Source organism: Delftia sp. PE138, assembly GCF_018320755.1.
Taxonomy (GTDB): domain Bacteria; phylum Pseudomonadota; class Gammaproteobacteria; order Burkholderiales; family Burkholderiaceae_C; genus Comamonas; species Comamonas tsuruhatensis.
Genome location: NZ_JABEPN010000003.1, coordinates 190,907 through 203,973, shown reverse-complemented (window position 1 = coordinate 203,973; position 13,067 = coordinate 190,907). Strand labels below are relative to the sequence as shown.

Here is a 13,067-nt window from a genome sequence, read left to right as displayed (position 1 = left end):
CATGCCATGGGCCCGCAAAAACCGCCAGAAACGTTCCAGAATCACGCCATGACCGATACCGCTCCCCCTCCCTTCATCTTCCACCAGGGCACGGCGCCGCTGCTGATCTCCATGCCGCATGCGGGCACCCATGTGCCGCCCGACATCGCCGCGCGCCTGACCGAGGAAGCCCGCCACGTGCCCGACACCGACTGGCACCTGCCGCGCCTGTACGAGTTCGCCAGGGCCATGGGCGCCTCCATCCTCGTGGCCACGCATTCGCGCTATGTGGTGGACCTGAACCGTCCGCCCGATGGCGCCAGCCTCTACCCGGGCCAGAGCGTCACCGGCCTGTGCCCCGTGGACACCTTCGACGACACGCCGCTGTACGCCGACCCGGCCGATGTGCCCGCGGACGCCGAGATCGCCGCGCGCCGCGAGGCCATCTGGGGCCCGTACCACGCACAGCTGCGCGCCGAACTGGACCGCCTCAAGGCCGTGCACGGCACCGTGGCGCTGTGGGACGCGCACTCCATCCGCTCGGTGCTGCCGCGTTTCTTCGAAGGCAAGCTGCCCGACCTGAACCTGGGCACCGGCAAGGGCACGAGCTGCGCGCTGGAGCTGGCCGAGCATCTGCTGGCCATTGCGCAGACCGCGCCGGGCCATACCGCCATACTCAACGGCCGCTTCACGGGCGGCTACATCACGCGCCACTACGGCCAGCCCGAGGCCGGCATCCACGCCGTGCAGCTGGAGATGACGCAGTGCAGCTACATGCAGGAAGCGCTGCCCTTCGACTACCTGCCCGAGCGCGCCGAACAGATCCAGCCCACGCTGCAGCGCATGCTGCAGGCGGTACTGGACTTCGTGCGCAAGCCGACCTGACACGGCGCCGCGCCGGGGCCGCAGATATTCATCGTCTGCTTGGGCGTTTTGCCTTGCAGCGTTGACCGGCTGGCCCTTTCTGTGTCCCGGCCTACCTGACCCTTACAGTCTTCACTGCCTTGGATGTGATCCGGTCTAGCTCCTTGCTGTGAAACAGGTCAATGCACTTCATTGTGTTGAATTCCGAGGGCACTGAACCGCCGTATTTCAGGGCAACATACTTGGCAACCAGAGCCCGGAGGTCGTCATACACGGCCAAGTCTTGTTGACCAAATTCCAGGTAGGCTCCGGCGGTGGACCCGGCGTCCCTGGCAGTGCGCTCGTCCTGAGCCACTTGCGCCAGGCAAATGCTGAGCGCCCAGTTCTTCAGAAGGGTCTTCTGGCTGTACTTGCTTGTTTGCGGGAGCGTCTGCGCCTGCACCGTTGCGCAAGCGATACCAGCCAAGACCCATAGCAGGACTGAGGGCTTCATGGCAATACCCAAATGGATGCAATGTCGGGCACGAACGTGCCGTTGTCAGGGTCCGACATCAAGTGGCAAGTGTCAGAGCATTCCGTGCCGTTCCATAGGGTCACATGGCCGATTGCATTGCCCCATCCGTGGCCCTTGACGACGATGATTCCCTTCATGCCAGTAAAGTCGGTCGTCTTCGGCGAACGCACGGTTTTTTCAGCCTTGCCAAAAGTCTTTTCCAAATACGCCATCATTTCTGCCACTCTGTACATGTACTGTCTACCGTCAGCCCCACTCACGGTTTTGTAGGTGCTGCCCTTCGGAATTGGAAATCCCGTCATGTTGAGCACATAGCTCATCCGGATCGGACAGGCATTCTCAAAGCCTCCAAGCTTTGGGTCGAGCTCGGTGTTCTTTTGAACCATGCCGCCGATCTTTCGGCCGACCTCTTTAACGGGAATGCGCACTGCCATGAAGGCATGCCATGCTTGGCTGAAGGCCGGACGTTTGGTAGCCATAAAGATTTCTTTTCTTAGAGCCGCTGAAAAACCATTGATACGTTGCTGCTTCGCGCCTCGCCTCAACCGTCAATCCTCGATTTAATGGTTTGCACTGTACTGAATCGGCATTCCATTTTATGAACTGCCTTCGATGGGCGACCTACCTGGTCTTTTCGATGGAAGGGATCATAGACAAGATTGAGATCAATCGATCATGAGGACTTCTTCAGAATAATCTTATAAATGTAAGTAAATGAATTTGAAGTTCCATGTGGCTGCTTAATTTTTTTTCTGAATGCAGGCATGGATCTATATGACGGAATGGCCGCCGCCGCTGGCCGGTCTTCTCCAGCACGGGCGCGGTCGGGGTGGCGGGCTGCCACCAGCGCTTGCCGCTGGACTTCGTCACGACACGGCGCGTGTCCTGATCAGCCTTCGTCGTGGCAGTGGCCCGGGCAGGGCCCGCCCATGGCCACGGGCGGCGGGTCGCCCAGCCAGCGGCGTGGCCCGGGGCCGTTCTGTGCGCACAGGTCGCCGGGGTTGTGCAGCACGCAGTGGCGCAGTGAGAGGCAACCGCAGCCAATGCACTGGTCCAGGCTCTCGCTGAGCCGCTGCAGCTCGCCTATGCGGTCGTCCAGCCGCTGCTTCCAGACCCGCGACATCTTCTGCCAGTCCCCGCCCGTGGGGACATGGCGGCTGGGCAGCTTGGCCAGCTGCTCGGCGATCTCCTCCAGCGTGAAGCCGATGCGCTGGGCGAACACCACGAAGGCGATGCGCCGCAGCGACGAGCGGTGGTAGCGCCGGTGGCCGCTGGCGCTGCGCACGGACTCGATCAGGTTCAGCGACTCGTAAAAGCGCAGCGCCGAGGCCTTGACCCCGCTGCGCTGCGCCACGTCGCCGATGCTGAGCAGCGGATCATCCTCGGTTTTCATGGTGGCTTTCCTTCGTGGCTTGACTTCAAGTTCACTTGAACTCGAAGAATGCGGCCATTCTGAGCGAAAGCGCAGGAACAGGGCAACCGGGGCTTGTACCGCCCCTGCAGGCGTCCTGGCCGGACTGCGAAATTCTTTGGCCGAGTGCTGCAATGACGCAGCTGCCGTTCATTCATACAGTAATGGGTCTCATTTGTATTGAATGGCATCGGCCGGAGGTTTCCATGTACATCGACAGCAGCAGCTTTCCCCTGGTCCGCATGGGCTACGAGCGCGACAAGGCCGTGCCCGTGGACCGCTTGCTGGAGGACTTCTCGGCCCTGCTGGCCCGCGGCCAGGCCTTTGTCTTCTTCAGCGACGGCGACATGTCCCAGGAGGAGCGCTCGCCCGAGGAGCGCAAGCAGGTCGTGCTGTGGATGAAGGCCCGCCGCCCCGAGCTCAAAAGCCTGGTGCGCGCCCTGGTCCACGCCGAGCCCGATGCGCACAAGCGCGCCGAGGCCGAGGCCTTCGCACAGATGTTCGGCAAGGCCTGGGGCTATCCCATGCTGCTGGTGGCCTCCCCCGAGGAGGCGCAGCAGCGTGCACGGGAGCTGCTCGGGTCCGATTGATGACCGATTGACATGAACTGAGAGAAACACCATGAATGCCGTGGATTCCGCCCTGCTCAAAGTCCTGCCCGAGAGGTGGGATCCCGACCATGTGGACCGTCCCGTGATCGTCCTGCCGATGCGCTCGGGCCCGGGTGACTGGGCAATGGACTTCCATGCCCACCGCAAGAGCCAGCTCATGGTCACCAATGCGGGCCTGATCACGCTGGAAACCGAGGCCGGAGTCTGCGTGGTGCCGCCGCGCAGCGCCGCCTGGATTCCGGGCGGCACGCTGCACCGCGTCAGCTGCAGCGGTGCGGCCAGCGGCCATATCGTCTTTGTGGAATCCGGCGCGGCGCGCCCCGCGCCCGGCCCCTGCCATGCGCTGGCCGTCTCGCCCTTTCTGCATGCCCTGCTGGAGCGCGTGCAGGGCCTGCCGCAGGACTACGAGCCCGACAGCGGCGATGGCCGGCTCATGCAGGTCCTGCTCGATGAAATCCAGAACGCGCAGCCCGAGGGCCTGCACCTGCCCCTGCCGCGCGACCGCCGCCTGCGTCGCATGACCGGCGCCCTGTGCGAGCAGCCCCAGCTGCAGGCGCGGCTGGCCGACTGGGCCCAGCGCATCGGCATGAGCGAGCGCAGCATGACGCGGCTGTTCCTGGCCGAGACCGGCCTCACCGTCAACCAGTGGCGCCGCCAGCTGCATGTGCTCACCGCGCTGCAGCAGCTGTCCCAGGGGCTGCGCATCCAGACCGTGGCCGATGCCCTGGGATACGAAAGCGCACCGGCCTTCGTGACCATGTTCCGCAAGGCCGTGGGCACCTCGCCGCGCCGCTTTCTGGCACTGCGCAGCGCGGTGCGCTGATCGCTACGAAAGCCGCAATCCCAGGCCGACCAGCACGGCCACCACCATCGCCGCCCCGAAGACATCCCAGCGCTGGATGCGCCGGTACCTGAGGATGACGACCAGGACGATGCCGATCAGCGTGATCAGCCGGGCCTGGAACACGGTGCCCAGCAGGAAGCAGATCACGATCTGCGCCCAGTAGGTGAGCAGGCCGGCCATCGGCGGCCTTTTCGATGCGGGCGGATTCGGGTCCGGTGCGGCCGGTGATGGCGATGGCGATGGCGATGGCGATGCCGCGGGCAGGGTGCTTGCGGCGCCGGGGGCAGGGCCAGCCGCCTGCCGTTCCTCCTGGCGCTGCTCGCGCCGCTGCTGGTCGGTCTTCTCCAGCACGGGCGCTGCGGGTGCGGCCGGCTGCCACCATGGCTTGCCGCTGGCCAGCGCAGGTGCCTGCCCGCCGGCTGCCAGGCGCCGGAACGTGGCGTTTGCGGGGGGCTTGGCGCGCGCGGCGGCGCGGTCCTGCCGGCTGGCCTCGAGCAGGGCGTCGTTCGCCCGGTCCACAGGGCTGCGCGTGAGCTGCCGGGCCTGTGCCAGCAGCGGCCCGCCCTGCACGGGATCGATCTGGTGGACGAACTGCGCCATTCCCAGCAACTGCGTGGCATGGGCCGGCTGGCCTTGCCAGTGGGGCGCCTGGGCAGGCTGGACAGATTGGCCTGGCAGGCCTGTCCCGGCCTGCGTGGCGCGGTGCAGGGCGGCGCGCAGGCGCCTGCGCGTCTGGCGCGATACGCCGGGCTTGTCCGCGTTCACCACCAGCCCCGTGACCTCCTGGCGGCGGCCCTTGCGCATCACGCGCTCCTTGTCGGGGTGGGGCGTGAAGCCTTCGTCGCGCAGTATCCAGCGCACGCGGCCCAGCAGCCGGCCCACGTTGTCGCGCGCGGCCTCGCCCGAGGCCGAGAAGGTCAGGTCGTCCGCATAGCGCGTGTACACAAAGCCCAGCTGCCTGGCCAGGCCCAGCAGGCGGCGGTCCGGGCGGCGGCACAGCAGGTTGGTGAGCATGGGGCTGGTGGGCGCGCCCTGGGGCAGCACGCGCTCGCGCGCCTTGCCGCCAACGAAGAGCTTCTCGCCATCCACCTGCCAGGCCTGGGCGCGGTTTTCGCTGCACAGCAGGGCCAGGAGGGTGGCCATGGCCTCGCCATAGCCCAGATGCCGGAACACGCCCTTGATGCGGCCGAAGGCAATGCTGGGAAAGAAGTCCTTCACGTCCAGGTTGATGACCACGTCGTGGCCCGCATGCGGCGCGGCATTGCTCACGATGGAGCGGCCGGCCAGGAAGCCGTGCGCGGCATCGTGCGCGGGCACCTTGGCGAGGATGTTGTCCAGCACCCAGTACTGCGCGCGCTTGAGGCGCGGCATGGGCGCGGAGATCAGCCGCTCGCCGCCGGTCTTCTTGGGCAGGGTGAACGAGTGGTAGTGGTGGGTGCGGGCCACCTCGCGGTGAAAGCCCAGGAAGCGCAGCTCGGCCACCGTGATGCCCATGGCCTGGGCGAGCTGGGCGGCATCGGCCAGCTGCGGCAGGCCATGCCGGGCGAGCCGCTGCGGATCGGCCTGCCTGCGCTCCGTGCCATCCCGGGCGGCATCCTGCAGGGCCGCGGAGACGCCGGGGCCCAGATAGCCCACGTGCGTGGACCGCCTGGCATGCCAGGCCAGCGCCTTGTCATGGCGTTCCTGGGCCTGGCGGCGTTTGGTTTCCTCGCGCTGGGCCAGCGCCTTTTGCATGCGCTCCTTGCGCATCTGGCGCAATGCGCGCTCGGGGTTCTGGCGCACGGCGATCTGCTGGCGCAGCTCGGCCAGCTCGCGCTGCAACTCGCCCTCGCGCTGGATGTGGGCGGCGGCCAGCTGCGGCTGTCCCTCGCCCTTGGGCCAGAAGCCCAGGCGCTGCATTTCCTCGAGGATAACTTCCTGTTTGCTGGAGGCCTTGATGCGCTCGTAGATCTCGGCGCGCGTGGGTTGCGGCTGGCTCATGCGGCAACCCCTGCAAGGCGGGCCCGGCCGGTGCGAGGCGGGCAAGAAGGTGGAGCGACGCGCTTCTCGTCGAAGAGCCCGCAGGGCTCACGGGACGGGAGCTGTTCGCTCGACGCCACCCCGCGACGGTATGCGTGTTTCGCTTGTGGCAAGCCACTCAGGAAAACGCATACCGTCGCTGGGGTGGCACAGTGAAAACGGCGCCCGTGGTGCATGAAACGGCAGTTCACAAGGGTGGCGAAACACCACCCGGGTTGCAAGAGCCTGCGCGTCGCTCCGCGTGGCAGTGTAGAGCAATTGAGGCGGTTCACGCGATTTCTCCTTGTCCTGCTGCGGCCGCCTGCTGCGGGCCTGCCGGCTGGCGTGCGGCATCGAGCTGGGCCTGCGCCACCAGGCGCAGCGCAATCATGTGCTCGCAGGGCCCCTGGCGCAGCCGGTGCTGCTGGTAGTGGTTGCAGCTGCAGCGCGCATCGGTCAGGCGCTCGTCCGCGTTGAGTTCGAGCTGGGTGTCGAACAGGCGCTTGCCGTCGGCGCGCGGTATCTGGCCGGTGATGCGGCTGAAGCCGTCCTTGCGGTCGATGCGCGGCGGGGCAATGGCCTTGCCGCGCACCAGGGCCAGCGCCTTGTCCTCCTCGGGGTTGGCGGGCTGCAATTGCTGCGCCGTCAGCGGCTCGCGCAGCAGCTCGCGCCAGGCGTAGCGCCCGGCGTCCAGGTCGTAGACCGCGCGCCCGGCCTGCATCCAGCGTGTCATGGCCGTGTGCACCTGGGCCGGGGCCAGGCCCGTGGCCTGGGCCAGTTCCTGCGCGCCGGCCTGCCAGCACGACTGCAGTTGCCGGCCCACGGCCTCGACCTGGGCGGGCGTGACCTCGGCCTGCGGCGCCATCAGGTGAAAGCGCGCGCTGGCGGCCCAGTCGTTGGCGCTCCAGCCCGACAGGCCCAGCGTGACCGTGACCTGGCCCAGCTCCACCACCCAGAAGCTGGGCATGCCGCTGCCCAGCAGGTGCACGCGCACGCGCGTGGCCTGCGGGATCAGCCGCTCCAGCGTGAGCAGGCGCCGGCGCCCCCACAGGCGGATGGTGCCGCCGCCCGTGCCCAAGGCATCGCTGACGACGTGCGAGCGCCGGGTGGCCAGGCGTTCCTCCCAGGGCTCGAACACCACGGCGGGCGGCTGCCCCGGCGTCAGCTCGAAGCGCAGCGCGCGCGGGCCATGGCGCTCGCGCCGGGCACGCAGCCGCGCGCAGATGTTGAACAGGTCCATGGGGTGCAGCTCCAGCACGGTGGCGGGCAGGGCCATGGCGCTGGAGACCTGCACGAAGCCGCGCAGCCAGCTGTCGGGCAGGTCGATCTTTTCCTCGCGCAGCGCGGGGTCGCCGCCCACCTGCACGGCAAAGCCGGCCGGGTCCAGCGTCAGCCGTGTGTCCCGGTAGTTGCGGATCTTCTGGAATTCTTCGTAGAGGCTGGCCGAGTAATCGATGTTGGTCGTGCCGCAGATGCGCTCGCCCGCATGCTCGAAGGCCTCGTGCCGGATGCTGACCGCGCAGTAGCTCGATTCGTCCTGGCTGAAGGCCTCGAACAGCAGCCGGTCCGGGTGCACGGTGATCACGGGGTCCAGCACATACCAGGCATCGCGGTTGGCCACGAACAGCCAGTCGAAGTACTTGCGCTGGGCCTTGTAGAAGGGGGAGAGCACCTGGTTGCGGGTCTCGCGCAGGTCCTTGAGTTCGGCGCTGATTTCCCTGGCGCGCGCCTGGGCGCCGCCGGTGTCGGCCATGAAGCCGGCCAGCAGCTGGGACTCATGCTCCTGCAGCCATTCGCGGTAGGCCGTCTTGTCGCGGCCGCGCGTGCGCATGTCGCTGACCACCACGCTGTGCAGCGCGCTGAGGCCTTCGCGCACCTGCAGGTAGGCCGGGCCGTCGCGCCGGAGCAGGCCGTCGAAGCGCGTGGGAGGCCGCAGCAGGTCGGGCGCGAAGGAGAAGGCCTGCTCGGCCGCCGTGTCGTTGACCTGCGTGCTGCCGTAGTACTGATAGCGAAATTCCATGTCCGATCGACTCCGTGCCTTGTTGCGGCGCTCAGGTGGAAGACGGGGCCTGGCCGCGCCGCTCCGCCGCCAGGGGCTGCATGAAGCTTTGCGCCAGATGGGGATGGCGCTGCACGATGTCGCGCAGCCCGGCCACATAGTCGGGCTGGTCGGCCTGGCTGGCGCTGACCACCTGCCGCGCGAAGATGGCCGCGACCACGGCCGCAGTCTCGGGCGCATCGACCTGGCCGCGCAGGAAATGCAGCACGCGCGTCTTGCTGGCGCGCGCGCGGTGCACCTGGCTGAGCACGGCCAGGAAGTAGGGCTGCAGCTCCTGCAGGCGCGTGGCGCGCTGGGGCGCGGGCTCGTCGGGCAGGGCCAGCAGCCATTGCGTGACGAACAGCTGCACGCCGGGGGCCGGGTGCTGGGCCAGGCGCGCGAGGTAGAGGCTGGCCTCGGGCGCGCTCATGTGCTGCTCGAGCCGCTGGCGGCCCAGGGCCTGTACCCAGGACTGGGGATGGTCCACCCAGCCGATCAGCAGCTCGGGCGTGAGCGCATTGGCCGGCAGCCGCTGGCCGAACATCTCGCGTGCGTACTGCTGGGTGTCGGCGAACAGGGCGTCGGCCAGCGGCAGCAACTGTTCCGCCTGCTCGGGCCGGGTCTGTTCCATGGGCGTGAGGCGCGTGTCGATGCTCTGGCGGCTCAGTGCGCGCACATCGGCATCGGCATGCCTCGCCAGCGTGGACCACTGGCGCAGGGTGTAGGCCTGGATGTCCAGCGCCTTCAGGCCCCAGGCGCCGTAGCGTTGCGCACCCGTGGCCTGGGCCTGCAGGGCGCGCCAGATGCCCGAGGCATCGCGGGCCGGGGCCACGGCGGCCAGCGGGCCGGTGAGCAGGCGCAGCGCCGCGTCGTGGACGCCTTCGGCCTTTTCCGCGCGGAACAGCACCTCGTGCAGGCGTTCGGCGATCTGGGCGTTGCAGCGCGCGTTGTACAGAGGGGTGCCGGCCAGGCGCTCGACCAGGGGCGCGGCCGCTGCGCGCAAGGCGGCATGGGGCGATACCGCGAACCCGGCCAGCATGTCGGCCTGCTCGCACAGCAGATCGTCGGCCAGGCTGCCCATGAGCCGTATGCCGCAGGCCATGCGCGCAGGTTCCTCGGATTCCAGCAGCCCGCGCAGCGCCGCCGCAGGCAGGGTGCGCAGGCCTTGCGGATGGACCAGCAGCCAGGCGGTCGCCATCTCCACCAGTGCCGTCACCGAATGCGCCAGCAGGTGGTGCAGCGGCGGGGCCGGAACGCCGGGCGCGTGCGCGACCAGCGGTGCCTTGTCCGCGAAGAGGGCCTGCACCGCATCGCGGATGTCGGCCAGCGCAGCGCCGTCCGCATCCAGCGTGGGCAGCGCCGCCAGCAGGGCCAGGGCCACGGCGGCGCCATCGGCATAGAGCAGCAGGGCCAGTGCCTGCGTGCGCGAGCTGGCGGCGGGCGACAGCAGCAGGGCCGCCACCAGCTCGGCATCGCGCGCGGCGGCTGCGCGGTCGCGCGACAGCCAGGCGCCCAGGTAGCGGGCGGCCGGCCCCTCGCCGCATTGCGCAAGCGCCAGCAGCCAGGGGCGGCGCGCCGCATCGTCGGTCAGAGCGACCATGCGCTGCTGGGCAATCTCCAGGCCCAAGGCGGCGGCGGGCGCATAGGTTTGGTGCAGCAGCGGCGCGGCGGCCGCCGCATCCAGGCTGTCCAGAAAGGCCTTCTGGTCCTGCAGGGCGCGCGTGAGCGACCACAGCAGCAGCGTGGACTGCGAGCGGCCCACCAGCTGCAGCAGCCGCTCGGGGTGGGCATCCCACAGGGGCGACAGCCCTTCCACGCGCTGCGCGGGCAGCTGCTGCAGGTCCAGCGGCTCGTCGGTGTACCAGCCATGGGCGCGTGCCGAGGCATGCAGCTGTGGCCAGCGCGGCAGCAGCAGCCGGGCGGCGAGCAGCCAGCGCGATTCGGGCAGGCGGCCGGAGCGCGAGGCAGCCTGGCCCGCGCAGCGGCGGTCCATGGCCTGGAGCAGGGCCGTGGCCTGCGCGGCGCCTTCGCTGTGCCCGGCCGAGACCATGCGCCGCAGCTGGCGCCAGCCGCGCAGGCGCAGGTACAGGGAGGTGTCGCGGCTGAAGACGGCACCCTCGTCGCGCGGGCCATCGAAGCGGGCATGCAGCACGGCCAGCAGGGCGTGGTCGCGCCGCCACTCGGCACGCTTGTGGATGCGCCGTATGGCAGGCCACCAGGGGCGTGTGAAAGGGATGCGCTCCATCCAGGCCAGCAGCTGCCGGTGGACGGCGCCATCGTGCGCGCCCAGCGTATCGGCCGCCAGCAGCGCCTGGGGCGTGAGGGCGTTGAACACGGCCTGCTGCGCCTGCGGGCCGTCCTCCGGCGGGGCGGTGCGTGTCTCTTGTTCCCCCTGTGCCCCTTGCTCCCCTTGTACCCACTGCTCCCACTGCTCCCACTGCTCCCGGTGCTCCTGCAGCGCCGCCTGGCGCTCCTGCGGCGCGAGCAGCGCCAGCCAGGCCTGGTGCGCCAGGTCGCGCGTGGCCTCGCTGGCGCCGCGTTGCGAGAGCGCCTGCATGGCCACCGCCGCGCCGCCATCGCCCAGGCGGCCCACCAGATAGGCCAGGCAGTAGTCGAGCAGGTCGTCGCCCGTGCCCAGCAGGGCCACCAGGCGCGGCACCTGCGCATGCAGCATGCGCTGGGCGCCGCCGCCGCGCGCGGCATCCGCATATTCCGCCAGGCGCCACACCAGGCGCGCCTGCTGGCCTGCGGGCATCAGCCGCCAGGCATTGCCGTCCAGGCGCCGGCACAGGGCCGGTATGGCGGCGGCCTGCACGGGCGACTCCGGCAGCTGTGGCGGCTGCGGCGCCGGTTCCTGGGCGTGGCCAGCCAAGGGCAAGGCTTGCACGCCATCCAGCTCGGCAAAACCTTGCTGGGACTGCAGCACATCGCCGGCCGCCAGGCGCTGGCGCAGATAGGCCAGTGCGCGCTGGCGTGCAGGCTCCAGTGCCAGCGGCAACGGGGTCAGCGTGCTGTCATCGACCTGCGCGACGACGCCGGCCTTCCATTGCGTGACCTGCAAGGTCACGACATGGCGCGCCGCCGCGTCGCGCCCCTGCGGGTCCAGGGCCACCAACGTCACGGTGCTGATGCGTTCATTGCGTCCCTGCGGGCGGGACAGTACGGCTTGAGCAAGCAGGTTCATGCGGCAGGCATCCAGTGCTTTTCCATATGGGGTTGGCTGGCGGGAATAACCGGGGCCGCAAAGTGTTCGCGGCCGTCGTTTCCCGCTGGCCAACGCAGGGTCAGATGGCATCGCAGTGTAGTGCCTCGATGCCCTGCGGGCGCCGCCCGCCGCGTGCCCGCCGCAGTGCCGATGGCCGCTGCGCTTGTCCGATCCGGCCATTGATTCCCCTGGCAAACCGTCCTCAATTTTCGTGGTGTCTTTGTGGCTGGATCTTGACTTCAAGTTCACTTGAACTTGAAGAATGCAACCCATTGTGAGCAGCCGCCGGCAAGGCCTTCAGAGCCTGCGGTACAGCCCCCTTTTTCCGGCCCTGCACCGACCCCGGCAGCAGGGCCTTGCCCATCCCCCTCAAGGAGAGTCGATCCATGCCAGTTCTTCCCCCGCCGCCGTTGCGGCGTGCCCTGTTCGGAGGCGCCCTGGCGGCGCTGGCCCTGCTTGCCGGCTGCCGCCCGCAGGCCGTGGGCGATGCCCATGCCAGCGACGGCCCGCCGCCTGCGCCCGAGGTGCTGGTGAGCGAGGTCGTGCCGGCCAGCGTGCGTGTCTGGGACGAGTTCAACGGCCGCATCGATGCCGTGGACTCCGTGCAGCTGCGCCCGCGCGTGTCGGGCTATATCGAGCGCATTGCCTTCAGCGAGGGGCAGGAGGTCAGGAAGGGCCAGCTGCTGTTCGTGATCGACCAGCGGCCCTACCGCGCGGCCCTGGCCAGCGCCGAGGCCGAGCTGGAGCGCACGCGTGCCGGCGCCGCCCTGGCGCGCACCCAGGACCAGCGTGCCCGCCAGCTGGTGGCCGAGCATGCCGTCTCGCGCGAGGAAGCCGACACGCGTGCCGGCGCCATGGCCCAGAGCGCCGCCCAGGTGCGTGCCGCCGAGGCCGCGCTGGCGGCCGCGCGGCTCAACCTGGACTTCACCGAGGTGCGCGCGCCGGTCTCCGGCCGCGCGGGCCGCGCCCTGCTCACCGTGGGCAACCTGGCCCAGGCCGACCAGAGCGTGCTGACCACCGTGGTCTCGCAGGACCCGGTGTATGTGTATTTCGATGCGGACGAGCACAGCTTCCTGCGCCACCAGCAGGCCGCCAACGCCGCCAACGGCGGCAAGGGCCGGCCCGTGCGCATGGGCCTGGCCAGCGATGAGGGCTTCCCGCACAAGGGCACGCTGGATTTCACCGACAACCAGCTCAACGCCGGCACGGGCACGGTGCGCATGCGCGCCCGCATGCCCAATCCCGACCGCCTGCTGACGCCGGGCCTGTTCGCGCGCGTGCAGTTGCAGTCAGGGCAGTCCGAGCAGGGCGGCGGCGGGCAGCAGGCGCTGCTGATCGACGACAAGGCCGTGCTCACCGACCAGGACCGCAAGTACGTGTATGTGGTGGGCGAGGGCAACAAGGCCGAGCGCCGCGACCTGGAGCTGGGCCGCATGGTCGATGGCCGGCGCGTGGTGCAAAAGGGCCTGGCGGCGGGCGACCGCCTCGTGGTCGGCGGCCTGCAGCGCATCTACTACCCCGGCATGCCGGTCAGCCCCAAGCCTGCGCCCGGCGATGGGCAGGCGGCGGTGGCCCAGGCGTCGGCCGTGGCCGCGCAGTGAAC

General features: G+C 69.2%; 10 protein-coding genes. 4 read left to right on the top strand and 6 right to left on the bottom strand.

What is annotated here, in order from left to right; genetic code table 11:
- Window positions 1–6 precede the first annotated feature (6 nt).
- Complete coding sequence (gene hutG, locus HFGMBDPB_RS13250; protein ID WP_212645552.1) at window positions 7–864, top strand: N-formylglutamate deformylase; 858 nt, start codon at window positions 7–9, stop codon at window positions 862–864.
- A gap of 91 nt (window positions 865–955) precedes the next feature.
- Here hutG and HFGMBDPB_RS13245 read toward each other — a convergent pair whose 3' ends face one another.
- The 3 genes from HFGMBDPB_RS13245 to soxR form a co-directional block, all read right to left on the bottom strand.
- Window positions 956–1,336, bottom strand: coding sequence for a T6SS amidase immunity protein Tai4 family protein (locus tag HFGMBDPB_RS13245; RefSeq protein ID WP_047473661.1), 381 nt, complete (start codon window positions 1,334–1,336; stop codon window positions 956–958).
- Complete coding sequence (locus tag HFGMBDPB_RS13240) at window positions 1,333–1,836, bottom strand: type VI secretion system amidase effector protein Tae4 (protein WP_212645551.1); 504 nt, start codon at window positions 1,834–1,836, stop codon at window positions 1,333–1,335. Before HFGMBDPB_RS13240 ends, HFGMBDPB_RS13245 begins: the two co-directional genes overlap by 4 nt.
- A 410-nt stretch (window positions 1,837–2,246) precedes the next feature.
- Window positions 2,247–2,750, bottom strand: coding sequence for a redox-sensitive transcriptional activator SoxR (soxR, locus tag HFGMBDPB_RS13235; RefSeq protein WP_012202096.1), 504 nt, complete (start codon window positions 2,748–2,750; stop codon window positions 2,247–2,249).
- Window positions 2,751–2,974: 224 nt separating this feature from the next.
- Between soxR and HFGMBDPB_RS13230 the strand changes: the two genes are divergently transcribed.
- Together HFGMBDPB_RS13230 and HFGMBDPB_RS13225 are read left to right on the top strand one after the other, a co-directional pair.
- Entirely contained in the window at window positions 2,975–3,358 is a 384-nt protein-coding gene (locus HFGMBDPB_RS13230) for a hypothetical protein (protein ID WP_016447388.1), read from the top strand.
- 31 nt (window positions 3,359–3,389) lie between these two features.
- A complete protein-coding gene (locus tag HFGMBDPB_RS13225) occupies window positions 3,390–4,202 on the top strand; it encodes an AraC family transcriptional regulator (protein WP_016447389.1) in 813 nt (270 codons plus the stop codon).
- A gap of 3 nt (window positions 4,203–4,205) precedes the next feature.
- Here the strand turns inward: HFGMBDPB_RS13225 and HFGMBDPB_RS13220 are convergent, their stop codons facing one another.
- The 3 genes from HFGMBDPB_RS13220 to HFGMBDPB_RS13210 all read right to left on the bottom strand — a co-directional run bounded on the left by HFGMBDPB_RS13220 (window position 4,206) and on the right by HFGMBDPB_RS13210 (window position 11,443).
- Window positions 4,206–6,203, bottom strand: coding sequence for a reverse transcriptase family protein (locus tag HFGMBDPB_RS13220; protein WP_212645550.1), 1,998 nt, complete (start codon window positions 6,201–6,203; stop codon window positions 4,206–4,208).
- A gap of 307 nt (window positions 6,204–6,510) precedes the next feature.
- Window positions 6,511–8,241 carry an SWIM zinc finger family protein gene (locus HFGMBDPB_RS13215; RefSeq protein WP_212645549.1) on the bottom strand — a complete coding sequence of 577 codons (1,731 nt, stop codon included), beginning with the start codon at window positions 8,239–8,241 and terminating at the stop codon, window positions 6,511–6,513.
- Window positions 8,242–8,272: 31 nt separating this feature from the next.
- Complete coding sequence (locus tag HFGMBDPB_RS13210; RefSeq protein WP_212645548.1) at window positions 8,273–11,443, bottom strand: hypothetical protein; 3,171 nt, start codon at window positions 11,441–11,443, stop codon at window positions 8,273–8,275.
- A 407-nt stretch (window positions 11,444–11,850) separates the two neighbouring features.
- Between HFGMBDPB_RS13210 and HFGMBDPB_RS13205 the strand changes: the two genes are divergently transcribed.
- On the top strand, window positions 11,851–13,065 hold the full coding sequence (locus HFGMBDPB_RS13205; RefSeq protein WP_016447393.1) for an efflux RND transporter periplasmic adaptor subunit: 1,215 nt from the start codon (window positions 11,851–11,853) through the stop codon (window positions 13,063–13,065).
- Window positions 13,066–13,067: the final 2 nt, after the last annotated feature.

What these genes read in the sequence shown, in the direction of transcription:
- hutG (WP_212645552.1), top strand. Translation starts at nt 7, where the DNA reads ATGGGCCCGCAAAAACCGCCAGAAACGTTCCAGAATCACGCCATGACC.
- HFGMBDPB_RS13245 (WP_047473661.1), bottom strand. Translation starts at nt 1,336, where the DNA reads ATGAAGCCCTCAGTCCTGCTATGGGTCTTGGCTGGTATCGCTTGCGCA.
- HFGMBDPB_RS13240 (WP_212645551.1), bottom strand. Translation starts at nt 1,836, where the DNA reads ATGGCTACCAAACGTCCGGCCTTCAGCCAAGCATGGCATGCCTTCATG.
- soxR (WP_012202096.1), bottom strand. Translation starts at nt 2,750, where the DNA reads ATGAAAACCGAGGATGATCCGCTGCTCAGCATCGGCGACGTGGCGCAG.
- HFGMBDPB_RS13230 (WP_016447388.1), top strand. Translation starts at nt 2,975, where the DNA reads ATGTACATCGACAGCAGCAGCTTTCCCCTGGTCCGCATGGGCTACGAG.
- HFGMBDPB_RS13225 (WP_016447389.1), top strand. Translation starts at nt 3,390, where the DNA reads ATGAATGCCGTGGATTCCGCCCTGCTCAAAGTCCTGCCCGAGAGGTGG.
- HFGMBDPB_RS13220 (WP_212645550.1), bottom strand. Translation starts at nt 6,203, where the DNA reads ATGAGCCAGCCGCAACCCACGCGCGCCGAGATCTACGAGCGCATCAAG.
- HFGMBDPB_RS13215 (WP_212645549.1), bottom strand. Translation starts at nt 8,241, where the DNA reads ATGGAATTTCGCTATCAGTACTACGGCAGCACGCAGGTCAACGACACG.
- HFGMBDPB_RS13210 (WP_212645548.1), bottom strand. Translation starts at nt 11,443, where the DNA reads ATGAACCTGCTTGCTCAAGCCGTACTGTCCCGCCCGCAGGGACGCAAT.
- HFGMBDPB_RS13205 (WP_016447393.1), top strand. Translation starts at nt 11,851, where the DNA reads ATGCCAGTTCTTCCCCCGCCGCCGTTGCGGCGTGCCCTGTTCGGAGGC.